Source organism: Stenomitos rutilans, assembly GCF_059505485.1.
Map to the genome: position 1 here is coordinate 21,901 of NZ_JCACKR010000102.1, position 26,792 is coordinate 48,692.

The 26,792-nt window shown below is 53.0% G+C and carries 21 protein-coding genes and 1 pseudogene; 16 read left to right on the plus strand and 6 right to left on the minus strand.

All coding sequences use genetic code 11. From position 1 onward, the window contains the following. Positions 1-2,046: NB-ARC domain-containing protein (locus AC5JLP_RS20305; protein WP_496069763.1), on the minus strand; the 2,046-nt coding region annotated here is incomplete at its 3' end. 238 nt (positions 2,047-2,284) lie between these two features. Here AC5JLP_RS20305 and AC5JLP_RS20310 point away from each other — a divergent pair. After that, positions 2,285-3,386, plus strand: a pseudogene (locus tag AC5JLP_RS20310) (IS3 family transposase). Positions 3,387-4,615: 1,229 nt separating this feature from the next. Here the strand turns inward: AC5JLP_RS20310 and AC5JLP_RS20315 are convergent. From AC5JLP_RS20315 to AC5JLP_RS20325, 3 genes are all read right to left on the minus strand, one after another. Then, on the minus strand, positions 4,616-6,580 hold the full coding sequence (locus AC5JLP_RS20315) for a hypothetical protein (protein ID WP_496069764.1): 1,965 nt from the start codon (positions 6,578-6,580) through the stop codon (positions 4,616-4,618). A gap of 40 nt (positions 6,581-6,620) precedes the next feature. Then, complete coding sequence (locus AC5JLP_RS20320; RefSeq protein WP_496069765.1) at positions 6,621-6,875, minus strand: hypothetical protein; 255 nt, start codon at positions 6,873-6,875, stop codon at positions 6,621-6,623. A gap of 1,835 nt (positions 6,876-8,710) precedes the next feature. After that, positions 8,711-8,875, minus strand: coding sequence for a ribbon-helix-helix domain-containing protein (locus AC5JLP_RS20325; protein ID WP_496069766.1), 165 nt, complete (start codon positions 8,873-8,875; stop codon positions 8,711-8,713). Between the two features lie 144 nt (positions 8,876-9,019). On the opposite strand from AC5JLP_RS20325, the gene AC5JLP_RS20330 reads away from it, so the two are divergent. The 8 genes from AC5JLP_RS20330 to AC5JLP_RS20365 all read left to right on the plus strand — a co-directional run bounded on the left by AC5JLP_RS20330 (position 9,020) and on the right by AC5JLP_RS20365 (position 13,623). Further along, positions 9,020-9,286: a hypothetical protein gene (locus AC5JLP_RS20330; protein ID WP_496069767.1), complete on the plus strand. Its 267-nt coding sequence runs from the start codon at positions 9,020-9,022 to the stop codon at positions 9,284-9,286. Further along, complete coding sequence (locus AC5JLP_RS20335) at positions 9,276-9,689, plus strand: hypothetical protein (RefSeq protein WP_496069768.1); 414 nt, start codon at positions 9,276-9,278, stop codon at positions 9,687-9,689. Before AC5JLP_RS20330 ends, AC5JLP_RS20335 begins: the two co-directional genes overlap by 11 nt. Before the next feature lie 46 nt (positions 9,690-9,735). After that, positions 9,736-10,290, plus strand: coding sequence for an SH3 domain-containing protein (locus AC5JLP_RS20340; protein ID WP_496069769.1), 555 nt, complete (start codon positions 9,736-9,738; stop codon positions 10,288-10,290). Continuing rightward, positions 10,277-10,645 (plus strand): hypothetical protein, encoded by a 369-nt coding sequence (locus tag AC5JLP_RS20345; RefSeq protein WP_496069770.1) that lies wholly within the window; start codon positions 10,277-10,279, stop codon positions 10,643-10,645. Before AC5JLP_RS20340 ends, AC5JLP_RS20345 begins: the two co-directional genes overlap by 14 nt. Next, entirely contained in the window at positions 10,645-11,298 is a 654-nt protein-coding gene (locus tag AC5JLP_RS20350) for a hypothetical protein (RefSeq protein ID WP_496069771.1), read from the plus strand. The genes AC5JLP_RS20345 and AC5JLP_RS20350 overlap by 1 nt, the downstream gene beginning before the upstream one ends. 8 nt (positions 11,299-11,306) lie before the next feature. After that, positions 11,307-11,684, plus strand: a complete 378-nt coding sequence (locus AC5JLP_RS20355) for a hypothetical protein (RefSeq protein WP_496069772.1) — start codon at positions 11,307-11,309, stop codon at positions 11,682-11,684. After that, on the plus strand, positions 11,681-13,219 hold the full coding sequence (locus AC5JLP_RS20360; protein ID WP_496069773.1) for a hypothetical protein: 1,539 nt from the start codon (positions 11,681-11,683) through the stop codon (positions 13,217-13,219). Before AC5JLP_RS20355 ends, AC5JLP_RS20360 begins: the two co-directional genes overlap by 4 nt. A 125-nt stretch (positions 13,220-13,344) precedes the next feature. Further along, positions 13,345-13,623: a hypothetical protein gene (locus tag AC5JLP_RS20365; RefSeq protein ID WP_496069774.1), complete on the plus strand. Its 279-nt coding sequence runs from the start codon at positions 13,345-13,347 to the stop codon at positions 13,621-13,623. Between the two features lie 31 nt (positions 13,624-13,654). Here the strand turns inward: AC5JLP_RS20365 and AC5JLP_RS20370 are convergent, their stop codons facing one another. Further along, positions 13,655-13,819, minus strand: coding sequence for a hypothetical protein (locus AC5JLP_RS20370; RefSeq protein WP_496069775.1), 165 nt, complete (start codon positions 13,817-13,819; stop codon positions 13,655-13,657). A 70-nt stretch (positions 13,820-13,889) separates the two neighbouring features. Between AC5JLP_RS20370 and AC5JLP_RS20375 the strand changes: the two genes are divergently transcribed. Continuing rightward, a complete protein-coding gene (locus tag AC5JLP_RS20375) occupies positions 13,890-14,870 on the plus strand; it encodes a hypothetical protein (protein WP_496069776.1) in 981 nt (326 codons plus the stop codon). 35 nt (positions 14,871-14,905) lie between these two features. Here AC5JLP_RS20375 and AC5JLP_RS20380 read toward each other — a convergent pair whose 3' ends face one another. Continuing rightward, positions 14,906-16,687 carry a tyrosine-type recombinase/integrase gene (locus AC5JLP_RS20380; protein WP_496069777.1) on the minus strand — a complete coding sequence of 594 codons (1,782 nt, stop codon included), beginning with the start codon at positions 16,685-16,687 and terminating at the stop codon, positions 14,906-14,908. A gap of 863 nt (positions 16,688-17,550) precedes the next feature. Here AC5JLP_RS20380 and AC5JLP_RS20385 point away from each other — a divergent pair. The 6 genes from AC5JLP_RS20385 (at position 17,551) to AC5JLP_RS20410 (ending at position 26,754) form a co-directional block, all read left to right on the plus strand. Further along, positions 17,551-19,998, plus strand: a complete 2,448-nt coding sequence (locus AC5JLP_RS20385; protein WP_496069778.1) for an NACHT domain-containing protein — start codon at positions 17,551-17,553, stop codon at positions 19,996-19,998. Further along, positions 19,958-20,137, plus strand: coding sequence for a hypothetical protein (locus tag AC5JLP_RS20390; protein WP_496069779.1), 180 nt, complete (start codon positions 19,958-19,960; stop codon positions 20,135-20,137). The genes AC5JLP_RS20385 and AC5JLP_RS20390 overlap by 41 nt, the downstream gene beginning before the upstream one ends. A gap of 366 nt (positions 20,138-20,503) precedes the next feature. Next, positions 20,504-21,997 (plus strand): hypothetical protein, encoded by a 1,494-nt coding sequence (locus AC5JLP_RS20395; RefSeq protein WP_496069780.1) that lies wholly within the window; start codon positions 20,504-20,506, stop codon positions 21,995-21,997. 138 nt (positions 21,998-22,135) lie between these two features. Beyond that, entirely contained in the window at positions 22,136-25,120 is a 2,985-nt protein-coding gene (locus AC5JLP_RS20400; RefSeq protein ID WP_496069781.1) for a HEAT repeat domain-containing protein, read from the plus strand. Continuing rightward, positions 25,105-26,490: a hypothetical protein gene (locus AC5JLP_RS20405; RefSeq protein WP_496069782.1), complete on the plus strand. Its 1,386-nt coding sequence runs from the start codon at positions 25,105-25,107 to the stop codon at positions 26,488-26,490. Before AC5JLP_RS20400 ends, AC5JLP_RS20405 begins: the two co-directional genes overlap by 16 nt. 114 nt (positions 26,491-26,604) lie before the next feature. Beyond that, positions 26,605-26,754, plus strand: coding sequence for a hypothetical protein (locus tag AC5JLP_RS20410; protein WP_496069783.1), 150 nt, complete (start codon positions 26,605-26,607; stop codon positions 26,752-26,754). Positions 26,755-26,792 lie beyond the last annotated feature (38 nt).

A 26,792-nucleotide genomic window follows, 5' to 3' on the forward strand; every position in this document is an offset into this window, starting at 1 on the left:
AGCTAATTCACTCAGTGCCTTGGCTCGGTTGTTGTCATCCTGAATTTGATGCGCCGCCGCCAATGCTTCAGGAATCACTTCTGGTAAGTATGGAGCTAATTCACTCAGTGCCTTGGCTCGGTTGTTGTCATCCTGAATTTGATGCGCCACTGCCAACGCTCTGGACAATAACGCTTTCGGCAAATGTGGGGCTAATTTACTTAGCACCTTGGCTCGCTCGTAATTATCCTGAATTTGATGCGCCACTGCCAATGCTTCAGGAATCACTTCCGGCAAATATTGAGCTAATCCACTCAGCGCATCAGCTCGGTTGTTGTCACCCTGAATTTGGCGCACCATCTGCAACGCTATTGGCAACAAGGTGTTTGGTAAGTGACCCGCTAATTCCCGAAGAATGGCAGCACACTGATCTGATGTCTGGGCTTGTTGAGCATAGACAAGCCCCTGGGCAGGAGTCCAAAAGCCCTTTTCAACCAATACTGCTATGAGTTTAGAAGGAATGTTGCTGGCAAGGCTATTAAGGGTAGTAGTAATCAGAGCATAGCGAAGTTGTAAGGCAATCGACTGGGCAGAACTGTTGGCATATTGGGTTTCAGCGTGTTCCCATGATCGTGCTACATCCGTGACAAAATTGGCGGTTTGCCCCAATTTTTCACAGGCTTCGTACCAACCATTCCGCCCCTCTGAGGTAGTTTCCTGCAAAAGTTGGTGCAGCGCATTGGGTTGCTGTGCCTGCTGAAAATGCCAGGTGAGATAAGCATGGATGTACCCATCATCAGGAAGGGTGTACCACTGTCCTTGCTGAGTCTTGGCATAATACTTGGACAATATGGCTTGATGCGCTTCTATCAGAGTTAGTCCTAAACCCGCAAGAGCCGGAGCTTCGCCGTTGGGCACACAAGGAGCGATGATCAACCCTTTTGCCAGGTCATGCATCAAGTCATGCAGTCGATAGGTGAGCCTTAGATTTGATTGCTTAACTCCCGGCAATAGCAGAGCCTTTGACCACAATGTCCGCAAAATGGCTCCTGCCTGTCGAGGGGTGACATCCCATAACGTGGCTGCCATATCTTGGGTCAGACTTGTATCCTCCGGCAACACCCCCAACCAGGCAAACTGGCGCAACTGCTTTGGGGAAAGCTGGCGCAAACTGAGGTTCAACGAAGCCACCAGACTCAGACGTTTGCGGTTCTTCTCAGAACTGACGCTCGGCGCATTTGAGTCGTCCAAGACTTCCAAACAGGTAATCTCTGCCTGAAGGTCTTCCAGCAACTCTGACCATAACACCCCGTCGGCAATTTGGGCACCTGCTAGCTCTAGCGCCAAGGGAAGGTAGCCCACTTCTCTAGCAAGGGTTTCCGCCTGTTGCCATTCGGTTGATCTGGGGTTTGGACACTGGGCTTTTTGCAGCAACAACTCCAACGATTGCTCCGCAGTCATGGTATCCATGTCGTAGCGATCGCTGTCGGGAATTTTGGCTTCGCGGGTAGTGACTAGAACTTGACACTGGGAACCACCGACGCGAAAAGGTTCCATATGGTCTGGGTTCCAGACATCGTCGACCACTAGCAAGACTTTTTTGTTGTAAAGCAGGGTGCGAAGGTGCAGCGAGGCGGAGTCGATCGTGGTGGGTTTGTAGTCGTAATCTCTGAGGGCTTGAATCCAATTGCTCAGAAAAGGAAGGACATCGGGCTGTTGACCCAGGGTTGCCCAGAGAATGCCATCGGGGAAATGGGCTTGCACCTCCGGATCGTGGGCAAGGACAGCCGTCAACACGGATTTACCAATGCCTCCCAAGCCAAAAATCGCGCTGACTACAAGCGTTCCCGGCGTGGCGGATTCCTCTGCCAGGAGTTTGGCTTTAACGGCGGCATGGGGTTCGGGGCGATCAATGTAGGGGCGGGGGAGGGGGGGAGCTTGGAACGGAGCACCTGAATGAGCATAGGGTCTGCTGTAATAATGGTGGTGCTCTCCCCCCAGAAAGTTAGTATTATCTTGCCCAGTTTGGGTTTGATAATTAGTGCCACCGTGGTTGGTCTGAGTCATGGTGCCCGATTTAAGAAGCTGGCTATAATTTCAGGTTTGCCTTGAATTGAACAATTCTAATTTTTTCTGTTATAGCTTGCTTTATAGGGAGACTTATATAGTTGGTGATGAGAGGCTTACCCATGCTGCATGAAGCACGATACATCTAAACGCTATGATGTACCCCATAAACTGGACAAAGCAATAAGAGAGACCCGCTGCACAGTAGGTCAGGGCAAATACCGAGAGACAAAGAACTATGCAGCGAAAACAATACAGTGCTGAATTCAAAACCAAGGCAGCGCTCGAAGCGATCAAAGGACTGAGGACAGTGAATGAAATTGCGAGTGATTTAGGAGTGCATCCGAGCCAAATTGCTCTGTGGAAGAAACAAGCCATTGAGGCGATACCAGAAGCGTTTTCGAGCCAACGAGGACAAAATCAGAAAGCTCAGGAGGCTTTAACGGCACAACTGTATCAGCAGATTGGACAACTGAAAGTAGAGTTGGACTGGCTGAAAAAAAAATCTGGACTTGTCGGTGGGCGATAAACGCACTTGGATTGAGCCAGAGCATGGTCAAATCAGTGTGCAACGGCAGTGTGAGTTAATCGGACTGGCGCGTTCAAGTTGGTATTACGAAGCAGCCCAAGAGACTCCCGACAACGAACATCTGATGCAATTGATTGACCAGCAATTCACCGAAACCCCATTTTATGGGATTCGCCGCATGACCGCTTGGTTGAAGACGCAAGGGGAAACGGTCAACCACAAACGGGTGGCACGCTTGATGCGGAAAATGGGATGAGAGGCAATTTACCCAAAGCCAAATCTCAGTCTGCCAGGCGACGAGAACAGACGCTACCCTTACCTGCTGAAGGACATGGCGATTACGGCGACAAACGAAGTTTGGAGTACCGACATCACCTACATCCGATTGTCTCAAGGGTTTATCTATCTGGTGGCGGTGATTGATTGGTTCAGCCGCTATGTGCTCTCCTGGCAGGTGTCCAACACGATGGATGTGGGGTTTTGTTTAGAGGCGTTGGAGCAGGCGTTGCACCAAGGACAACCCTTGATCTTCAACACCGACCAGGGGTCTCAATTTACCAGTGCCGTCTTTACGGGGCGATTGGAGCGTCAAGGCATTCAAATCAGTCAGGATGGGCGGGGCAGAGCCTTGGACAATATCTTTGTCGAACGCTTGTGGCGTTCAGTGAAATATGAGGAGGTGTATCTCAAGTCCTATACTTCAGTCCTTGATGCCGTCACCAATCTGAATGCCTATTTCAGCTTCTACAATCACAAGCGTTTACATCAGTCGTTGAATGACCGCACCCCCGCGATCGTCCATTTTGGTTGAAACAGGAGAAAGGTATGAATTAGTACAACCCAATCAGAATCAAGCTTTGCAGTAGACTCTCTTCAATTTGTTGTTTTCCTGTCTAGACAATGGGGTACACCTTACGCCTCTTAACCCTAAAAAGGCTTTGAGAAAGACAGAGGGGGAAATTTTGCTTAGGGATGTTTAGTGCGATCGCCCACTCGCGAATAAGATCACCAACTTCCGCATCATCACTTTCTGAGTTCTCATTAACAGGGAGGTGAGCCGACATACGACCCAAAAAGTGCAACATAGGTTAGAAAACCTTATTTATATGGAGTTTCAGAGAAACTATCGAAGCGAGTCTCAGAATCAGCCCTTCTGCAGCACTTGGCAATAGACCAAAAAGCACCAGAGTCTGAAGACCTGTGATGAGAAGCCTGACCAGCGATCGTTGCCGGCTTCTCACTACGTACTGTGCCACTTCTTCTCTCCCCCACCCAGCTCAAGACTGTGCCGCGCCAACTGTAAATCGTCTGTTATGGTTTCAGCCTCATTGGGCATTCTAGGGCAGAAAAACATCTCGGTAGTCGGTTAGATACTGAGGTGCTGGAACCAAGATAACTTACGTAAAACCAGTATGATGAAGCTTGTGAAATTGGTAGTTGCTTTGCTGCTCTCCTTGACCCTTTTTTATACGCAACCTGCACTAGCAAAATCCACTCACCATAGTAGTGCACATAGTGCCAGTAAGCCTCACAGCTCTAGTTCTACCTCCCACAAAAGTTCCACAAGCCACTCTAGCAGTAAAAGTCCCAGTAGCTCTACGAGCCATAAACACGGAAATTGTGATTATCCGGAGCAAACAGACTCCGCTGGACGAAGTTGTGGAGATAGAGCAGCTAGTGTTCGGGCAGGTGGTCGTTTAGGTGGGTACAAATAGACTTGTCGGGTAATAACAAGAGCAGTGGCTGAAAGTCCACTGGATCAGCGTTACAGCAATTTTCGTAAAATTGCTGGATTACTCTTTGGACAATACTTTCAAGAATTTTCTGCCTTATTTCCAAATAACCAGCAAAATTTCACGAACTTGGGATTGCGTTAAATTCGACGGAGCAGTTAGTCACTCCGTTGAATTTAACTGAATTTCTACAACACCTTCTCTCAAAGCCGCTTCGCTTAACTCGTAATCGAGCGCCACCAACTCCAATTGATTGTGTATAACTCGATCACAGAGGAGATTGTGAAATGGATAAACTAGTCCACTATCACCCCTGTGAAGGCAGCAAACTCGGCTCTACCGTCCGCGTCAGGGACGTTAACGCGTCGGCTGGTAAGGTGAGTAGCAGCGCGGCAAGGACACGGATCTGTGTCTCCAGCGGCAGTCGATGCCAAACGGTAGACCATTGCTCTGGCTGGAGCCAGGTCAAGAAGGCTTCCCCCACCGACTCAAGCAAAGCCACTCCGGTCGACGATGCGGCTACCAGCGTCAACACGTGACTTACAGATGCCAGCACCGCCGCTGTTTCAGGGTCAGGGGGTGCCGCTGCCTGCTTATGACTATTGCTATCAGAGAGTGCTAATAGCGTTTGTAATAAGTGCCAGTACCGGCTGATATAGCTTTGGCTGTACCCAGACAGCTTAGCCAGTGCGGTTTGCGTCACCATGACCCCTGTGACCTTGAGATCGGCCCCGGCTTGCTGAACCGCCAGCAGAAAGCCTTCAAACTTACCCGCCGCTGCCAGCGTGATGGTTGAAGCCTTTACTGGCTGCGTCGGGATATCCAAGGCAAAGTCACTCAACAAAACCACCTGCAGGGGTTCCTCCGGTCGCCGATGTGCTCTGAGCCTGCCAAGCGCCTGGTGGATGTCGGCGCGAATCGCCCGGTCCACAAACGCCGTGAAACCCGCATCCGTCTCCTCCTGACAGCCGGTGAGCAGGGCATACTCCGCCTGTAAGTCCGCCAGATTGCGGCAGGGCGTGCCCACCAGCAGCAACGTCCGTGTCGCAGTGAAGTCATTCACCCCTCGACTGTCCCGCCACCAGGCCCCCATCCCCTCCGGGGTAAAACGCTTAAAATCAATCACTTTGGTGTCTGGGTCCAGCGCCTGATAGTGCGCCACAAGCGCCGCCACCCGCCGTTGCTGGTCTGCCCCCCGCTGTAGTCCGAGACGACCCAAATCCGTCACCTGCACCAGCGTCAAATTGTCGGGCGTCGGCACCTGCTGGCGACAGACATAAATTGCCTTGGGGTCACAACCCAGCTTCAGCGCCAGGTCCTGCCGACTCAGCGTGGCATCCAGAAAGATCACCACCCCAGCGGCCTGAGCGATCGCTTGATGGCGTGTGTCCGCCAGCGACAGCGTCAATACCCCTGGCTCCAACCGTACCGACCCGCGCACTTGCCCTGTCAGCACGCGCACCAGGTCCGGTAACCACTGTTTCAGTACCCGCTGCTGGGCCTGGGTCGCCACTTCCGCGTCGCGCTCGGAAAAACGCTTCCGCAAGGTCGCTGGTAAGTCGGCTAAATCGACCCCATGCACCGCTGTGGGATTGAGAAAAGCGAGATCGGGCTGTAACACCTGCTCCAGCTCGGACACGTTCACTGTTGGCACCGCTAACGTGGCGACCACGTCGGTGTGCGACAGCCCAAAGCGTCCTAAGCGCTGCTGCCCCTTGAGGTACGGCAGTAGCGTCGTGGCCAGCGGCTGGATGGCTGCAAACAAAGCGGGGTAGGACAGCAGCGCCGTCAGCGTCTGCTCTAAGTCCGTCAGTGTGATGGGAATGTCGTGTTTCGTGACGAAGCTTTGACCGGGTTCATCCCAGACGAGGGCCACGGCATCATAAACATAGTCTTCGGGGATCGGCAGACTAGCCGGATGGGCGCGCAGCTTGGGTGAGGCCAGTGCTGCCTGGCGTTGGTTTAAGAAGCCATAGCCTGGTCCTGTGGCATGCGTACACGCCTCTTTAAGTGGACAGGTGCCACAGATCAGAGCGGCGGTATCGGCCCCCGCCACGTGCTTGGCGCGCAGCGCTCCCAGCAAGCGTGTGCGGGCACAGCTCGCGGGCGTCTGGGGTGTCTCACCACTAGCGGCCCGTTTCACGCGCCGTCCGCCACCCGGTGTGGTCTCCTGGATGAGGCCCGCATGCCGTGCTTCGAGATCCACCCAGCCCTGGGCGGCGGTCAGGGTCTCTACAGTCGGATTGCGGTGCTGGTCTGAGACATAGAACACTTGTTGCGCCTGCAGTGGGGCTGACTCCACCAGACCCGCATCAAAACTCTTGCCGGTGCCGGTGGGCGATTGATCCAGCACAAACTGATAGCCCTGCGCCACCGCCTGCTGCCAGGTGGCCAGGCGATCGCCCGCTGCGTACGCCACCAGGTTTGGGTCTGGTCCCTCCAACGTCCGTCGCAGCGCGGCAGCGGCGACTTGGGGTGACAGTGACCGTTGCAGCCGTGCCTGGATGCGTGCCAGCCAATCGAGACGAGGATGCGCCATGACCTCCAGTTGCGCGGTGGTTAACCATGTCAGTGGCGTCCGTTCATCCAGCGCCTCCAGTTCATCAATGTCGGGTGCCGCTTTAGTGTCTTGACCCCACCAGGCAACGCGCACCTGATACCCCCACTGACGCAGTAACGTCCAGGTCCGACGATACTGTCGCATCACCTGCCGATTGCTGATCGCGCCCGCATCAGGAAAGAACTCAACGGTTTGCGTGTCCAGTTCCGCCGCCAGCACCGCCAGCGTGTGCTGCAGGGTTTGGGGACTGCTCGCAAACTGACCACCGGCGGCTCCGACCACCACCTGACTCCGGCGCTGAGAGAGAATAAAGGGTTTCGGTCCCGTGCCTTCCACCAGCGCGATCGCCGTATGTTGCACCTGAGGTGGACGATGCACCGCCAGTGGTAACTCACCGTGCGGTAGGTGCGGGGTCGGTCCGTGCGGCCGCTTCTTTGTGGCTGAGGTGAGCCAGCGGTAGCGACCGCCGGTCTCAGCCACCCGTAAGCGGAGCTGAAACCCGACCAGCAAGCCGTTGACATCGCGGATGGGGCAGAGGAACCCAGCACCCGCAACATTCAAACGTTCACCGCTCAGACTCACCCCTGGCAGCGTGTGTGGTAGGGACGGCTCTAACCGCTGCCATTGCTCTACAGACTTGACGCCCCAGGTCTGCAGCTGCGCCGCACTCAGGCCACGGGCGCTTAAGGCGTTCTGGTCAGCCGGATGCAGGCTGAGCTGGTCGAGCAATTGCTGGTAGTACCGGTCGCGTTCGAGGGCTGACAGTGCCGTTGCCTGCCGCTGCGCTTCCGCGCGTTCCCGCTCGACCTGGCGTTGTTGGCGCTCCCGTTGCCACAAGACGCGTTGGTCGTCGCTCCAGTCTTGCCGCTGGCCAACGACCCATTTGCCCCAGAGATGGTCTTTTGTCCGACCGATAAAGGTGAAGCCGGGGGGTGTGTCTAGTGCATCGGTTAAGGTCATGCACAGGAGGGTGCTCGTCGTTTGACGGCACTTACCGGTGGTGTCGTCGCACAACTGGCAGGGGTTGCTCTGCCGGGTGGGGGTAAAGGTTTTTGCCATGGTGTGGTCCCTGATGAGTGTATCGAATGGGACAACACGCCATGCCGCAGCCAGGGGTAAATGACCGAAAAAGTTGCACAACTCGGTCATTTACCTCTAAAATTGACACAGCAAAACCTGTCGTACGTCGTAAACGTCCGTGAAGGTTCTGTCCCTGATCGGGTGAGCTAACTTTCTGCCGCCAAGCTTCTGGTTAGCAGCCCCAGACCTTTATGAAAGTGAATATTGAAGCCTTTTGACCCTCGCTGTTTCCGCAGTGGGGGTTTTTGGCTTCTAGGGGTCCTAGAACATAACCACGCTCCTTTTGAGTGCAAAAGGACAAACCTGGACCGCTGAGACCGCTCCCGAGCGTAAAGCCGCCCTGGTGATGAGTTGGGAGTGTGCCATCAGCTTCATAACGTCATCCTTTTCGACTAGAGCATGGTAGACCGAATGTCCTGCCAAGATCGCATGATCTTTTGTATCAAAGCGCTGCCCTTGTCCGGGGGTGTCTCAGGGGCGCTTAACCATCCCTCAGATTGAAAGTTGATGCGGAGCAAAAACAACAAACGACAGAACAGTCTTAGCTTTGGTGCTAGATCGTTCTGCCGCTCCCCCTGCCAGGTACGGATATTCTTTGAGTCGATCAATAATCTACCGCCACTTGTCCATAAGTGCAAGCGTACTGCTAAGCTCTCTAAACTTTGAGCTGAGACTGTCACCGCGCTTGATCCACCCTTATTAAAAGTTGTCTGACCGCAAAGCGTTGCCTGAGGTCTTGAAAGCGTGCCATCGCGATCGCCCTCACTTACTTTCTTGTGTTGGAGGTTGCCAAGCCTCCATTTCACGTTCCAGCAAATAACTAATGAGATTGGATAGAGAGCGCCCTTCAATCTGCGCTCTTTTTTCCAGCTTGTCCGCTAGCTGGTCACTCACACTTGCAAAAACACGCTTGGCCACTTCTGTCATTTACTCGCTCCAATGATAGTAGCTCTAACTCACAAAAATCAAGACGTTTGCATCTCATAATTGCATATATTCACGCTTGTGCTACTATTCGTTCCATTGGCACATCAATAGCGTGTTAACGGAGCGCCAACAGAGGTTTCCTAAATGCCTGCTGTACAAGTCATTGAGGCACAAGGGTTCACCCAACCAGAATTGCGCTGGCATCTGTCAAGAGTTCGCGGTAAACGGGTACCACCCAGTACCCTGCGGCACTGGTTAAGGGAGCTATGCATCCAACCAGATGCATTTGGGCTGTATGCCGTAGATGACCTCAAAGTGCTAACTCGTCTGGTGCTCTGGCTCAAAAGGAAACGCACAATTCAACAATTCAAAATCCTACTGATACAGGAGATGGAAACTCATGCCCATTAATACTGATGCTCTGAAAGATTCCGTCAACGGGCACAAGCCCAAAGCCAAACGCCCCAACCCCAATGCTGAGCAGCAACAGCAGCGGCTGTCTGAACTGGATCACCAGAGCGCCCATGCCATTTCCGCACTAGCCCAAACGGGTGTGAACACTATCAACGCGCAAGTGTTTGCCTTCGATGCCAAGCTGACCCAGTTTGAGCGCAGCACTGCCAAAGTGATGGCCGAGCGTCTGCGGCAATCTCAACTCCGCATTCAGCAATATCTGGTCGCCGAACTGAGCGAGCACCCCCACCAGTGCGCTGACTTTGCGGTCCTGCTAGACGACGCGCTTGATGTCCCTGACCTGACCAGCAGCTTTCTGGCGATCGCCCCCTATACGGCAGCCGGTGCGTTGCCGTTGTAAGCCCCTGTGCCCAGTCAGCCTAGACCCCCTTCACGGTGCTAAAGCCATGCCACAGCCTCCAAATCCGACCGAGGGACAATTCTTCACCCTGCAGCCAGTGCCACCACCCGAACCCAAAGCCACGACTCACTGGGGCTTACCCTTGGCTCTGGGCTTGCTGGCCATTCCACTGCTCATGTTCGGTTTCGGCTTCTCACAACAGCAGCAACCAGCTCTAACCGCCGCCAGTCCCACTGCTATACCTTCTGTCTCGCCGCTGCCGACCCCGTCACTAGCATCCCAGCAGGATGCTACCACACAACCGCCAGAAACCACTGCTACAGCGCTCGTAGAGCCTTCATTGGTCGCAGCACCGTCTAGTGATCCAGCCACGTTCCCGATCGCTCACATCCAGAGCCCCAACATGGCCGCTAACTTCCGCGCGGCACCCAGTTTGCACAGTCAGGTTTTAGGCGTGCTGATGCATGGCGATTTAGTGGAATTGACCCCCGATCGCCGCGTGCAGCAGGACGGTGTCGTGTGGGTGCCCGTGCGGTGGCGGGGTCAGACCGGCTGGCTAGCGAGCAACTTTCTTGGAGACTCCACCCATGCCCGACCCTAAAGCGCTACCGCCTGCCGCGCCCGCCAAACTGGCCGTCTGGGCTGACCAGACCGGCACGCCTTATCTGGTGCAACAGCAACCGGATGGCCGCACCACCTTTACCCCCTTGGAAACAGCACTGGCGCGAGCACAAACGCCCACAACTTCTGAGCGCGTGACCACGTATCGTGAACCACTCAACACCCTGCTGCTCGGCATTGCCGTCGTGCTGGGGTTTGTCCTGGGTGGTTATGTGCTGGGTTTTCTCGCCGGTGCCGCCGGTCAGCGAGTCGTGATTGTCCCCCGCTCGCCCCTCTGCGACACCCATCGCAGCAGTTTCCTGTTCTGGTCTTCTGAAACCAAGGAGTGCAACTAATGTCAGCCCCAAGAGCCAAAGGCTATAGCAGCAGACCCAAGGGCATCCAATCCCACATCCTGCCCCATGCCGGCGCACTGACTGAACGCGCCACTCGCTACTTCGGCATCGACCTGGCACGTTTACCCCAAATGGACGATCGGGAACTCGCTTTGTTTGCCGATCGCGCTACTGCGATGACCCGACTGAAAGAGATTCTGCCGATCCTGGAAAAACACTTCACCACGCTGATTGAAGGGCAAGTGGAATATGAGCAGTTTGTCCAGCGCGTCTTAAAGCAAGTCGAGAAAGGCTCCAAGCAAATCGACAAAAGCTTCTTAGATGCCTGGCTCTTGAGTAAAGGCTACGACAAGCATCTGCAACTGCTGAACCAGAAAGCCGGACACGGTATCCAGAAGCTGGAAGCCGAATACCGCTCGGAGTATGACCTGAATCGCTTAGACTTCCAGAGCGCGATTAAACTCATTCACCTGCGACACCAGAATCGCGCCAAAGCGATCGGCGAGAAAGTCCCCCAGGCGCAACGGCAGCTGCAAGTGCAGGAAGCGTTGCGGCGGCAAGCGGAGACCCGTAAAGAACTGCTGACTTATGGCACTGCTGGCAAGCCTGGGAAAGGCTTCTGGCATGGTGTCAAAGACTTCTTTCGGGTGTGAGGTGAGCCATGTTTGACCCCTACGATTCACCCCTGATGTTGCCACCGTCCGATGGCTACTACGAACCAGAGGCAACGCCCGAACCGGATCGCATCGATTACGTGCTAGAGGGCATCAGTCGCTTTACCGGGCTGTTTGCACTGGGTATTACCGTCACCTTGCTCGCCCGGTGGGTGACAGCGCTCCTGCCGGTCTACTGGATGGGTGCGATCGCCTGCCTGCTGGCTCTGGTGCTCCCGGCTTACCTGTCTCGCAGCGCCCGGTTGTTAGCGATTGCGATCGCTCTGGTCGTGGCCATCTTCACGGGCTGGTTTGACCAACTTGCCCATACCAGTCAACAGGTGCAGCAGCACGTCCAGCAACAGGTGCAGGAGGTTTGGAAGTGAAAGACCCCTATCTGCCAAAGATTCTGGGGCTACTGTCGGCTGGCATGACTAGTACAGCGCTCGCAGTCAGTGGCTACCTGCACCAGCCCGAAACAGTGCGGTTCCTGGGCACGCAGCTCACCTATCAAGCGGCCTATCGCAAAATTCCCTTGTCTTTGGTGGGCACGGGGTTATGCGTTTCCGCTTGGCTACTCACCCAGACCCGCCGCGATTACCGTCGCCAGTACCAGGAGTGGGAGCGCCAAGCGCGGTTGCAGCAAGGACAACTGCAAGCGATCGCCCATCACGCTGAACTGGAAGGCTATCAGCAGGTGGCTCAGTTGCAGGCAGCCGAACGACTTTACCCACAGATGGCACCCTATCTGTCAGAGGTCCAAGATGCCGACTATCAGGACGTGTCGGCACCAAAACCGCAGACTAACTCGCAGCCACAGACAGAAACCGCTGCACCTGGGCAAGCAACCATGCCTGTAACACCCACGGCTGATCCAATCGGTGACCCGACGGCTTACCTGCAAAACTTCTTAGAGTACCCTGGGCTGCTGTTTGGCGGCATGGGTGCCGGAAAAAGCTGGACGGCACGGTACCTGGTGATGCAGAAAGTGCGCGCCGGGCATCAGGTGATTTTGCTCGATCCACACGCGGCCAATCATGAGTGGAAGGGCATCCGGCATATCGGTGCCGGGATGGACTACGGTGCGATCGCGGCGTTCCTCCAGTGGTATCTCGACGAAATCGAGCGCCGCTACCAGGAGTTCAACCGCTCGGGTTTAACTGAAGAAGACTGGCAGCAGTCGTTACGGCAGCAGCAGCGCATTACCAGCGTGGTGTCGGAAGAGATGACAAACTGGGCGGACCGCCTGCCGGGTGACATCGGTAGTAAGTTCTTTAAGTCCGCAATGAGTGATAGTCGCAAAGTGCTGATGCCACCGTTGTTTGTCGCGCACGATCGAACGTTGTCGGCGCTGGGGGATGCGAAAGGCGTTGCCCGCTTACGGGATGCGGCCCTGCTGGAATTGGAACTGATTCCCACGATTCACCCCATCACGCGCAAGCCAGTCTCCAGTGGGAAGGGCAAGTTAAAACTGCCAGGTCACGTTGAGTGGTTGCTGGTGGAGCTACCCCAGATTGAGCGCAAACTGACTGACTTCACGCCGTGGACGCAACCGCAAGTACAAACTCAACCAAAACCACCCAAAACACCACAGACCCAAGCACCACCACCTGATTTTCGGACTCAAGTGGTGGACTGGTTGCAGGACTGCTGGCAAGCTGAACCACCCCAGGACGAACCACAGGCTACCCGTCATCGCCTTGAGGCTTTACCCGCTAGTGACCTCAAAGACTTAGGCGTCTACCTGCGTAAAAAGAAGGAGCTTGCTGTGCGCACAGTCAAACAAAACTGGGGTCAAAGCAAGTCCTTAAACTCTGAGCAAGTGGACGAACTTTTGTTGGAGCTAATCAAACTCAACCTGATTGAAACTTTCTCACCCGTCAGTTCCCGTGCGGAGTGGGTACGGTGGTTGGAAATCTAGACGGAGTGGACTTCCCAACACTTATCAAGTGAAAGCCGTCACCGTACCCGTCACGGAGACAACGGTTTACTCGTCACTCACCCGTCACCGTACCCGTCACTTTTGTAGAGGCACTCGCTCATAGTATGTTTAGCCAAACTAATCCTGTGATCGTCCAAATTCGTCGTGAGCTGAGAGGCAAGCTGCCAGACGAGTGGCTCGAAGAAGTGGTCTCCATTTTGGAGTACCAGTTGACCTACCAAACGCTTGACGAATTGAGCACGAATGACCTGCTAAAGCTCAGATTGGGAGCAAGCTTGAGTCCGGCGCTGAGGCAGGTGCTGTCGCAGGCGATCGCACCTGGAGTACCAGGTGTTGATGTGACGTTAGCACCACCTCAAACCTTGTGGCTCCCCTGGCAATGACCCGTCTGAGCGCAAGCTGACCACGGTCAGCTTAACGACGCTGTTGCAGACTCGCCAAGTCCGCTGGCATCACCAAGCCGCCTTTCAGCTTCAGCAGATCGCTGCATGGTGCACTCAAGACCGCGATGCCGCCATCACCTGCCCGCTTCCCATGACCCGTTTTTGACACACGCACTGGTGCCGACGTAGGGCTCACAGTCCTTGATGGTTAGTACCGCTAGCGCCTGTCACACCCTAACGCCAGACCGTTGAAAGGAAGGAAACCAATGATGATTGAAACGCTTGAAAAGCAAGACGGTAGACCGCACGTTGTTCTAGACCCTTTAATGGCATCTGAACTAGCCAGCGCGATTCAAGCCCCTCTTCTCTTACCAGCGACTGCCCAAGTAGGCGTTGGTGGGGCTAACTGCAAGAGCCACGCGATGGTAACAGAGAAGACTCTGTTGCTCCAACGTATGGAGAGGCTCGAAGCCATCACCACTAAATTGGCGCAGCGCTTAGCCGTCTTAGAGCAAGGGTCGCTGCCTCCCCGTGCGCCACCCCTCCAGCCGTACCCAACCAACCCCCACCAGCCATGTCCAGAGCCTTCTCAAGGCGTGCATCAGGCTGATACGCGCCCACTGGCGCGATCGCCAGCAGAGAGCAACAAGGCTCAGAGTGTCGCCGTAGCCAGCGCCTCGTCTCCCAACCAACCGTTGGTCACGCTTGCCCCAAAAGACTGGACAAGAGGACTTGTCACCAGGCAATTGGTAGAGCGCTTGCAGACCAATCCCACCACGCTCAAAAAGTATCTGAGGGAGCTGAAGCAGCCTCAATGGGCGGTCGAACGGGATCCAGAAGGCTTCGGGTGGGTATACAATCCACCCTTACAGTGTTACTACCCGCTCCGCCTAGAGTCAGACGCACACCCGCCGCTCAAGTCAGTGCTGACTGTAGCGGCAGACATTGAGGCACTGTGCGAGCCCCTACGATCCCGTCCCCTCGAACAGCCGCATGCTAGCGACTTGGTGGAGCAGCAAACAGAGGTTGGGACCGGTGGGCTGTCCCAATCGGCACTGTCCAGGCTAACGGGTATCCCCATCACGACATTGCAACAGTGGAAGCAGCTACCCGATTGTGCCGAACGGATGCGTTGTCGCACTGAAGGACGGTACTGCTACTGGTATGCCAGGCAAACGAAACGGTTTTACCCCCTCAATAGCCCCACCGGTCATGCCTTTGGTGTCGTGACTGCCACTGAGATCTAGCCAAAGCGTCAAGGTGAACCGCGTCTTGGCCTTTTTTAGGCATCGATCGCCTCACGCTCCACGGGTGATAGCGATGCAAGCACCTCATTTTGTTTACGCTGGGTCAAAGCATACCAGAGCTTGCGTACGAGCTTTTGGAGCATGGCTACGAGTGCCGACAGGCTCATTTCGGACATAGAAGTGGCGGCCTTGGCCCTGCCCAAGTCCTTAGAATCCTGCATCCGCTCCTCTCTTGCGGCAATCTCGTCATAAGCAAACGGGGACTGACGTGCTAGGTCTCCAGGGTGCCTTTTGTTGTAAATCTTGACCAACATGTCCATGGAGTGGCCCAAAAGTTCAGCGAAAATGGGCAGATGCTTCGGCTCGCCATAGGTACAGACCCAAGTCGCGATAATTCGCCGAAAATCATGCGGGGTCGTCCATTTAGCCTGCTCAATTCCATACAGATGAGCGGTGACGCAGGCGATGAGCTTAGAAACTAGATTAGAGAGATACGAGTCTGCTCGAATGGGATCGCCTCGACGAATCCGTCCATACGGCCTAGCCTGATTTAGGCGTAGGAAGAAGAGAAAATCATGGTCCAGGTTTTGTGGGCGAATGTGCTCAAGATAGTACTGTAAGTCAGTGGTTAAGGAGAGCTGCATCGGTCCCACAAAAAGCGGATACTCTCTGCCCCTCCCGGTCTTATTGCCATTTTTGTGCCCTTCCGGTGGCAACTTGACAAAGATGACATTGCCTTCAAGCGCTAAGTATTGCCGCTGCAGTTCTCGAAGCTCGCGCTGTCGCGCACCCGTTGTGACCAAGAACGCAATCATCAAGTAATCCATCCACGCGTCAATCACTTGGCGCGTCATACCGTGCTGTTTTTCTAAGTCTTTACAGCGCCAGCTCAGATAGTCCAGGATTTCCCAGCATTGCTGCCTGGTTAGTTCCCTCTCGGCACAAGCCTCATCTGAAACGCGCGGGCGATCACGGTGGTCAATGAGAATCGTTTTCAGATAGCTGCGAATTGCTTTGACTGGTTCAGGATTGCTGTAATTTTCATTCGGCGTAGACAAGTGAAATTGCCATTGAGCAATGGGAATGACAACTGCCATATCACTCTTAATCGTGTTTGAGGACAGGCCCCGCTTTTGACTGGACTCCACATAAGCTTGCAGTAAAGTTTGGTCTAAGAGATCAGTGATCGCTAACGCTTCAAGGGCAATCCCTTGTTCCCTGGTTTTGTACCCCAACACTCGTGCGATACTTCGATGGCACTGCTTTAGTGTTGCGATAGTGACAGCCTTTCTGCGCCATCGCGTGACTGTTTGCAGGAAGAAATCAAAGCTTTGCCTATCGGTTATGAGGTCTGCTGTCCAATCTCGTTCCAGCAAGGCGATCGGCCCTTTGGTTTTCTCCCGCTTTTTTTTCAGCGCCATGACTGCTTTGAGCGTACCTTTGGGGATATGGCTGTAGGCAGGTTGTACCGCCTCTGAAACAGACACAAGCGGAGCCGGATCAGGAACATACTGCTCGTGTGCTTGTAACCAAGTACAGAACCGTTTCCATTGGCTTTTCTCAACTTTCAAAGTGTTAGAGCGAGCCAGTTGTAGTATCTGACTTTGAAAGATCGGATTTGCTAGAGCGACAAAACCAGCGAGTGGCATGTGCTCAAGCATGTAATCTAATTTTTTGCCTTGAAGCTGTTGCAAGCCATCAAGCTTGAGCAGATCAGGAAATATGCGCCTCTTCAGAATGGAGCGGAGGTTACTAAACTCTCGGTTATTAGAGAATAGTTGATATTCCAAAAGGAGATCAGACAACATTTTAGCCATAGTGAGTTAGTTATGAAAATACTAGTTTTACTGTGAGACAAAGATCCACATGGTTCACCGTGACTAACGAGAGAATGCGGGTTTTAGCCTTGTAAAATTCCTAACTACCTAACACTTTCTACCGCTTTCATAACTGCTATTTGAGTGGTTTCTTATTGCTTGAGATTGAGTTTTTCGCTTTTTGAACACATTGCTAGCGAGTAGTTTTAAGAAATTCAAGCAAGCAGTCATGCTAATGCACATATTTGATAATTCGACCTGTTCAAAACAAGCGGTTACAACGAAACTTGCTGTTAAGACATGGCAAAATAAGCTCCTTTTCAAGAACTTTCTAGGCGTAATGATGCTACTTTGCTAAAAACCTTTTTACAGGTTGATGAAGCGACAACTCACTACTGTCGTCGTCCTAAAACTGTGGCGGTTGAAAGGGCCTTACTCAAGCAGAGCAAAGGCATCCTTCATGCCAACACACGGTCTAGAAGACACGTCCAGGCAACATCGTCAATCGCTTGCTGTCGGTGAGTAGAAAGTTGCGTTAAGGGGTGTACCGGTTAAACCGACTAGAACGGAGGAGCCTGAACCTCCTGTGTTCATCAGCCTGCGTGCTGTTTTTGCCACACCTGCTAAGTCAGCCTTCCAGCCTGAGCGTGAGTGCCTCTACGGCGACTCACTTAACCCCATACCCCATGCAACTTCCCTTTCTGGCTGGCTTTGATCCTCGTTAAACACGCTTGTAAAGCGGTCACATTCAGTATCGCAAGTCGTTTTAAGAGTTTTCTGCCAAAGTTGAGGCTGACTTTGCCTGACTTCGCCTGACTTGGAGAAATTTATGGTTAACTAACGCTAGTTACTAGTCCCGGACAATGCAGGCGTTCCCACGCGAGTTCCTAGCTCAATTAGCCCACCAGCGCGACCTTTCACCCGAACAAGCAGAAGCCTTTACAGCTACTGTCAATAGCAGCGGCAATAAGCTTGAAATTGCCCAAGCCCTCGGGATCTCTGAATCTGCTTTGGCGTCCCGCATGAGCGAGGTGTATAGAAAGTTCTCTTTTACCGGTAAAGGACCTAATAAGTACCGAAAGCTACATGATTGGTTGTTGGAGCGCTATCAAGCCTTGGAGGCTTCTGCACCGCCAGTGTCTGGGAAGCAGGAAAACAACCTTGATGCCTTGGTAGGGCAGGTGCGCCAAGCCATCCAACCGCTGATTCAGTCACGGTGTAGCGTCATACGGGTGCTGGGCATGAACCAGCCAATGGCGCTGGGCATCCTTTACACCCACGTCAAGATCTTGGCAAAGATTCCTGGACGCAGACGGGTAGGAGTCGCTGCCTTGCTGCGAGACGCAGCAGCACCAACCATGGAACGCTTGAGCTTGGGGACGGTCAAAGAAACGGTGCCTGGCTTGGAAGCGGTGCAGCAATATGGCAAGCTGATGCTTCTGGGGCAACCGGGGTCAGGAAAAACCACCTTTCTCAAGCATTTAGCGCTCCAATGTGTAGAAGGGACGTTTTACCCACATTGTGTGCCTTGGTTTATCACCCTGAAAGCTTTTGCCGAAACCGAGGGTCCACTCGATTTGTTGGCATACCTGCAGACCTTGATCCCGCCAGTGATCGGGGTGAACGGTCAGGCTGCTGCGCCCAGTCAGACGAACATTCAAACAATCTTGTCTCACGGACGTGCCCTGCTTTTACTGGACGGCTTAGATGAAGTCCGCGAAACCGACGCCAGCCGAGTGGTGCGGCATCTCCAAGCGTTTGCTGAACGCTATGGCCGCAATGCTTTTGTCATCACCTGCCGCCTCGCTGTCCGTGAGTATACCCTTGAGGCGTTCACCGAAGTCGAAGTTGCCGCTTTCAATAAGGAGCAAATTGCCCACTTTGTGGAGCAATGGTTTTGTCGTCAGCAGCAAGCAGGTCAAGCAGCAGCATTCCTGCAAGCACTGAGGGAGCAACCGCCGCTCCACGACTTAGCGACCCGTCCGCTGCTCCTCACCTTGCTATGCCTCGTCTTTGAAGGCACGGGTGCTTTTCCCACCCAACGTTGGAAGCTCTACCGGGATAGCTTTAAGGCACTGTTGCAAGCTCGCGCTCAACTTGCAGACACTGGTTGGGAACCGTTTTATCAGGCCCTTTCCCCTAGCGGCAGAGAAGCCTTCTTTCGCCAGATGGCGCTCCCGACGTTTACCGAAGGCAGCTACTTCTTTGATCTGGATACAGCCGCACGGTTAATCAAACAGGTCTTGCCCCACTGCCTCCACTCCACAAACGACGCTCTGACCCCAGAGGCTTTAGACATCGAGGCGTTCTTGGCCACGATCGAACGTCAGCATGGCATTTTGATCGAACGTGCCCACGAGATTTACTCCTTTGCTCACCTCACCTTCCACGAGTATTTCACGGCCCGGCAGCTTGTCGAAACTGCTGATCAACAATCGCTGGTCACACTCGCCCACCAGCTCACCAATCCCCGCTGGCGTGAAGTACTGTGCTTGACGCTGGAAATGCTCCCAACCGCTGATGAGTTGCTAGGCCTGATGAAGCGGCGCATCGATGGACTCTTGGCAGGCGATGCAAAACTGCAACAGTTTCTCACCTGGGTAGACGCTAAAGCAACTTCGATCGAGTCCAGCGACCAGCCTGTCGCCCTACGCGCCCTCTACTTTGGGCTGGCTTTCCACCTCAACCTCCAGCTCACCCTCGCTCTTGACACCGATCCTGTCATTCACAACCTCGAAACCTGCACGCGCGATCTCAAGCTCTCCCTCACTCCTGCTCTCTACTACGTCCTTGGACGTGCTTGCGAGCTCAACCTCACCCTCGCCCCTACCAACGATCTTACCCTCAAGGTTACCCTCGACCTCGCTCTTGACCTCGCCCTCGACCTCGCCCTCGACCTTGCCCTCGATTTCGCGTTCGAGCTTGAGAGCGCCCTCTTTTTTGGACGTACCTATGAGCTTGACGACACCCTCAACCTTGCCTGCGCCTGTGCCCGCTTGCCCGCCTTGCAGCGCCAGTTGCAACAGGTCAAAGACCAGTTACCGGCGATGTCCCACGAGCATGGGGAGTCTTTTCGACAGTGGTGGACAGTGAATGGGCAAGCCTGGATCGAGCAGCTCCGGACCGTGATGTGCCAGTACCGCAATCTTGGGCATGATTGGCAATTTAGTGAGGCTCAAAAAGAGCAATTGCAGCAATACTACGAGGCCAACAAACTGCTAGCAGATTGCCTGGAAAGTACGAATAGCAGCGCTCAGTTGAGACAGGAAATTGCAGCAACCCTACTGCTACCGCTTGCCGAGCGCCAGTGACCCGAACCAACTGGGTAGCCGCAGAGCGATCGCCTTTGTGCCATTAGGTCAGGCTGCACCCTGCAACCGCATGTCGCCAGCGAACCGACCGCTGGGAGCATCGAGCAACCGCTGTTTGCTTAGCTTTGCACAACTCTAAATTGTTACGCGCCCTACTGCGGGCCCGGCAGTAGAGCGGAAGGTAAAAAGGGGAGTGACTTCTGCCCCTCCAGTCAAACGACGTAGTCCTCCTCTTGCATTCCGAGCGCATAAGCTTTGGAGTGCTTCAGCTTTGCCGATACTCGCTAAGCAATTGATTTTGACCCGCTGCCCAGGTAGCTTTAGCAGCAGGCATCCAAACAGCGCTTCGGCATACTAATGGGCAGAAAGTGCTTAGGCAATAGCTGCAGTTGCGATTGCAGAACTAGCAGAACAGGCCGAGATTGCAAAGCCTGAAGTTTTGGTTTCGCCATAGAGAAAACAGGTAGAACTAGAAGGGTGAAACAGTCCTCTGGGGTGAGTGAATATGCGGCAACAATTACCTGCCTCTCCAAAGCGTCCTCTGACTGAATCAGGACATTTAGGGCGAAAGCTGCTCAAACTACTTCAGAGACTGTTAATCCATCTCTTTAAGATACTCCGCTGGGTAACTCCTGTGGTTATTGGTCTGCTGGCAATCTGGGTCATTGGTGGAAATTTGCTTGCGGCTCAACAAGAGAAGAGGGTTGATCAGGCGGTCGAACAGTATATTCAACAGTTTCCTACCACTGAAACGAATAACTCAGCCCTCAAGCTAGAAGAGTTAAGTACTGGTTTGGGCTTTGGCAAAATTTTGGGAACCAAAGTGACTCCAACTCGCTATTTGCATCTTCCAACGCCCAAAGCTGATCAAAAATCGTTTGTGGAGACGCTCGGAAAAGACTTGAGTCGCTATCTGGATAGCCAATTTAAGCAGCCCAATGACAAGATTGATGCTCCACCAGAAAATATTCACCAATACCTGGTTGAACATGCAATAGAACTGGAGGCAGTTCGCACTCATATCTTAAGTAGCGAGTTGCCACGATGGGAAATGTCATATATAAGAGCAGTCGGAGATATTGGTATTGCACTGCCTAGCTTTCTTAGTGTTGCTAATCTCCAAAAGATTCTTGTGGTTGATATTTTGGACAAGACTCGTCAGGGGCAACTGCAAGCAGCGCTTGAGACCCTGGAAGTGTCCTGGAAGTTGAATCAGGCTTTACAGGAACAACCGACTTTAATTGCTCAACTCGTTGTTATTATCAACTCCAGCTGGCAGGCTTCAGTGATGCGGAAGATGCAGGAACTTCCGACTGCATGGCAAGAGCGACTGAACCGCTTTAACAAATACGATTTACCTCAGTCTTTTCTCAAAGGGCTTTACAGTGAGGCTTTTTTATTTGTATCGGCGAGAAAGTATCCTGCACTTTCCTTCTTCAAATCTCTCCCAGTGTTCGAGTTGTCTGATAGTTCTTCTAATCCTTACCCCCAATGGTTCATTTCACTCTCCGATCTGGTCTTTAAACCCTATTTACGCCTTGCAGCCGTTGATTACTTCGATCGCATGAGACAACTCGTGCTGAAACTGCCGGAACAAGATTTCTGTGCTTTTGATCCGGATACATTTTCCAAACAACCTGGAATTGCTTCTGCTTGGTGGAATCCATATCTGGGTCCAGCTTGGGTGAATCAGTGGCATAAGGTGGGCAAAGCCGCGCTGCGCTTTGAACTCACTCAAAAAGTTTTACAAGTGAAGGAAGCTGCCCGCAGACAGAGCAGCTTACCCAAACAGATTCCCGGCATTGAGTCCTCTATTTGCCGAGATGCTCAGTGGCTTTATCAGCTTGCTCCTGATGGTACAGCCTCGATTTCATTTGGCAAAGAATTAGATTGGATGAAATTTAGGAATGATCCCCATAGCCCTCTTCAATATGCTCCTGGCGATCGCCTGCAGTACAGCTTCAAGCCGAAGCAGTCAAACCCAACTCCCGTGCCTTAAGTCGAAGCATGATTCCATGCCATGCTCGTTCCACAAAATTCTAAATTTGATTGACTACTAATGGGGGCTACGGTGAAGCAGATGAGGCGACGATTGATCCAAATATTCAGGTTCGTCTGTGTAGGGTTCTTGCTAGCTGTGCTGCTAGCTCCCAGTGGTTGTGGGTCTGCTCCACAAAGCTCCGAAGCTTCTCTTTACACACAACAACTTCGAGACAAGAATGCAGCAACTCGCCGCATTGCTGCAGCCAATCTGGGCAAAACTGAACCGTCAGCTAGGGATAGCGTCCCTGAGTTGGTGGAGGCGTTGAAAGATGAAGATGCACTGGTGCGTTTCAGTGCTGTCAGCGCGTTAGGCAAGGTGCAGGCAAAGCCAGAAATTACGGTTCCGGCTCTGGTCGGGGTTCTGAGAGGAAAGGACGATGGGCTTCGGCGTGAGGCTGCAATCGCCCTGAGTCAAATCGGTTCTCCTGCTGTCCCTGCACTGACGGAGGCACTAAAAGATCGCAATGCAGAGGTTCGGCTGAATGCGGCCTTGGCGCTTGGGCTCATCGGCTCGACTGCAAAAGCAGCCGTTCCAGCATTGATTCAGGTATCGCAAGAGAGTAATTTAGCAGTCCAGCAACAAGTGATCGAAGCCTTAGGGCAAATCGGGGTAGATGCACAAACCGCCGTTCCAATAATGGTGCAGGCGCTTCAGCATCCCAACTGGCAAATTCGGGCAAGCTCAGCTCATGCTCTCGGTGAGATTGGGAAATCAGCGAATTCCGCCATTCCTGCTTTGATTATGGCTCTCAACGATCGTGATGCCGTGGTACGTCAAAGAACCACCTTCGCCTTGAGCAAAGTCGGTTCAGCGGCGATCCCTAACTTGCTCAAGACATTGAATGACAAGAGCCAGGATGTAAAAGTACGCAGTGAGAGTGCCTATGCCCTGGGTGAGATGGGTGCTATAGCAAAAATTTCCATTCCAAACTTGATCGAGTCCTTTCAGGATGACAATAAGCCTGTCCGTGAAGGCGCAATTTTTGCCCTGTCACAGATGGGATTATCAAGTGCCCCAGCCTTAACTGCATCGCTCAAAAGCAATGATGAACGAGTTCGCAATAGTGCCGCTGCTACGCTTGGAAAAATCTCTGGAGAGATCCAGGATCAAGTTAATCCTGATCCCATTGGGAATGGAATTAATTTTGATAGTCGGCTCTCTTTGTCGGAGATGAATCAGGCATTAGATGCCTTAACCCAGGCTAGAAGCATCATGGAAGCCTCTGACCCCTTGAATCCACTGGCTGGGGGAAGATCGCGGTTTCCCGCAGAAATGATGACACCAATCCGGCGCACGATCGATACCATCCAGGCACAGAAAAGCGCACTTTTCTTGGGGATTGCCGTCCAGATTCTTTTGATTGGTCTAGCTTTGCTGGTGGTGGGAGCCTTTGTCTTATTCTGGCTACGTCCAGTGGTATTGCTGCGGTTTAGTCGGGCGATCGTCACTGCCCGACAAGAGCGGGACGTGTTCAACCAGTGGCTTCTGATTGCCAAGCAATTTCTGGAACAAGCAGGTGCAACGGCTAAGCAAGACGGTAAGCGCAGTCTGCGGGTTATCAGTGCAGTGGGTCGGCTGAAAGCTCTAGCTCCTTTTCCCGTTTTACTGGCGATCGACACACCCACTGCTCAAGATGTCACAGAGCTAATGCAAGCTGGAGAGAAAATGGGTGGCGGACTCCAAAAACAAGCCGGAGTTTTACTCTACCAGGAAGCTCCAGACACGCTGTTTCGAGTGCGGATGGCGGAAGTACGCTTACGCGATCAATTTGTGTTAATTCCAATCCCTCTGGCTGCGGTGGAAAAAGCCGTTACCGACCCTGCTGCCTGTGCAGGCTTGCTAGCGCAGTACGCTGATCGCTACTTGCCCGGTGCTGACTTGTTTGACGATCGCAACGCCATTGGCGATACCCTTTCCTTTTTTGGGCGCACAGACCTCCTGCACCGTCTCGAAGAAGAGTTACTCCGCAAGCAGGGAGTGGGTTTGTTTGGACTCCGAAAATCCGGTAAAACCTCCATCCTGCTGCAACTCGGCTTTTCTCTGCGGCAGCATCCAGTGGTGCACCTGGATCTGCAACCCTATGGCGGCAAGCCTCGCTATGGGGCCGAGTTATTCAATGAAATTCTGCGGCAGCTTTCATTGCTACTACGAGAGCGTGACAAAACAACCACGCTCAACCTTGAACCATTCTCACTGGAAATGCCGGCGACTGCCTTAACGACTGAATTTATCCAGCGCATTGGCAAGATGATCCAAGCACTCACCCAAGTAGGCTACGAACCACCGCTCCTGCTGTTCCTGGATGAAATTGAGCGCATTCTGCCAACGCCAACCGACCCTACAGCAAAAGTTGAAGAATTTAATGCGTTCTTTGGGAGTTTACGGGCACTGAGTCAGGACCAACGCCAACTCGGATTGCTAGTGGCAGATGTTCACCCAGACTGCAATCGTATCAACCAGTGGCAACAGGAGGGCGTTCCCACCAATCCAGTCTTTAGTTTCTTTAAGGAAGTCTTTCTCTCTCCCTTTTCAACCGAAGAGACCCAGACAATGCTGATGGATATTAGCCGCTTAATGGGGCGATCGTTTGATCCAGAGACCCTTACCCTAATCCATCAAGATAGTGGTGGACATCCATTCATTTCCCGGCAACTCGCCAGCCTTCTCTGCGCCAAAGTGGTAGAGCAAGACGGCGGACAAATTTCTGAGGTGAACGCTCAACGCTATATCAAACGGCCCTTTGCTTATTCCAGCATCCTCAAAGATTACTTTAGTCAAAATATCTGGGCAGATCTGAAAAAACGCAACTTTGAAGCTGCAATGGCAGTGCTAAAGCTACTTGCCTGTAACTTAGATCTGGATAATGGTGTTACAGAACAAGACCTGCAAGCTCGTCTCAACAACCTGTTGACTGAGAGCCAATCTCTGGATGCGTTACTTTGGCTAGAAAAAGTAGGTTTGGTGCTGCGTGTGGAAACAAAAGACAATGACTATTACCGCAGCCATGTGCCCTTACTATCTCGTTGGTTGCAAATGGAAATGGGAGAGGAGGAAATCCGCAAATGGCAGATTCACTAGAACAACGTCCGTTTGACAACTTTCGAGTCACCATTACCGACCCACCTTATTTTTTTGGACGCAATCACCTGCTGGCAGCTGTGCAGCGCTCGCCATTCCAGGTCAGAATCCTGTTGGGGGGACGACGGGTTGGCAAAACCAGTCTTTTAAGAGCAGTAGAGTGGAATCTGCTGAAGCTGGACACTAATAAAGCGGCGCACTCCGCTGAGCCAGCTAATCAGCTAGCAGCAGCCAAAGCCCGCACTGGCTGGGTACAAAAGCTCTTTCCAACCTTCGCCAAGTTGGCTCCCCAGTCCACATCGGAGCAAACCAGTTCTCCTCAAAAGCAGGCAAGGCCAGACGAAACCCGAGCCTTTCCAGTCTTTATGAGCTTGCAAGTTGAGCAACCCAAAGACCTGGACAGTTTTCGTTATCTATTGATTGCCCGTTTGCGAGAGGCCATGAACCGATGGCGATCGGTACCCGTTGCTGCACTACGCGAGCAGTACCGCCAATTCCTAAGCCAGGTTGCAGGTGGGGAAGTGACCGTGGGCTTTCTGAGCACGATCAATCTGAAAGTCAATGTTAAAAATCCGAGCTATGAAAAACGCCTACCTCATGATGACTTTCGCAAGGCCTTACTAGAAACGATTAACGAACTGCGGACATGGCAGTTTGATGGCGTGTGCTTTCTTTTAGATGGGTCAGAATTTGTGGTCAGTCAGAGTTGGGCCAATGATGCCTGGAGCTATTTGCGTGGCTTAAAGGATACGGACACTGCCCTCAAACCCTTTATCGGCTTTCTGTTTTCTGGCTACCGCAACTTGAAAGATTATCAGCAAGCAGTTGGCTCCCCCTTACTCAATATCGCTGAGGTAGACTGGCTGACTGCCTTGACTCCGGCAGAGACTCAGGCGCTCATTGAGCAACGCTGTCAGGAAGAAAGCTTGGAGTTGGCTGAGGCCGATATTAGGACAGTCACCGAGTGGGCAGGCGGGCACCCCTACCTGACGCAACAACTGCTCAATTGTCTTTTCGATGCTTACCAAAAAGATCACCACTCAGTAGAGAGTCTGAAGCATGAACTCCTGAGGCAGCACGATCGCGATTTTTCTGCCTGGTGGCATGACCCACAGCGTCCTTACAGTCTAGGAGATACAGAGCGAGCGGTTTATCGAGCACTGGTTGAATGCCGCCAAGAATCTACCGAGTCCCTAGCACAACAAACTGGGTTTAGTTACGGTGAAGTCGCTGATGCGCTGGAAGTGCTCATCGGCACTGGAGTAATTCAGAAGGTGGCTGATGAGTCATGGGCAATTGGGGCACGTTTGTTTGAAGAATGGGTTGTCCAGCAGAAACCAGAACCGCATCCCGAAGCTTCAATGAGTTAAGAATGAATATAGGTAAATTATGGTGCTTGAGAGCAGTCTGCCTCCTTTTCACGCCGCCTCAGATTGTTCGGCTTTGCCTAGCAGCAATGTCTAAGTTGCAAAAGGGTCAACACGTTGGACCACGGCGTCGCCTGGCAACGAACCAGCGGTCTTGCTTCAATCGCCAGAGTCCAGTTGTTTGAGCTGGATGTGTTTGCGACCCAGCACCAACTCAAACGTATCACCCGGTTGGAGCGCCATTTGCTCAGTATAGAGTTAATTTGACATCTTCATAATTAAAATTAAGGGAGCCGTAACCCTTT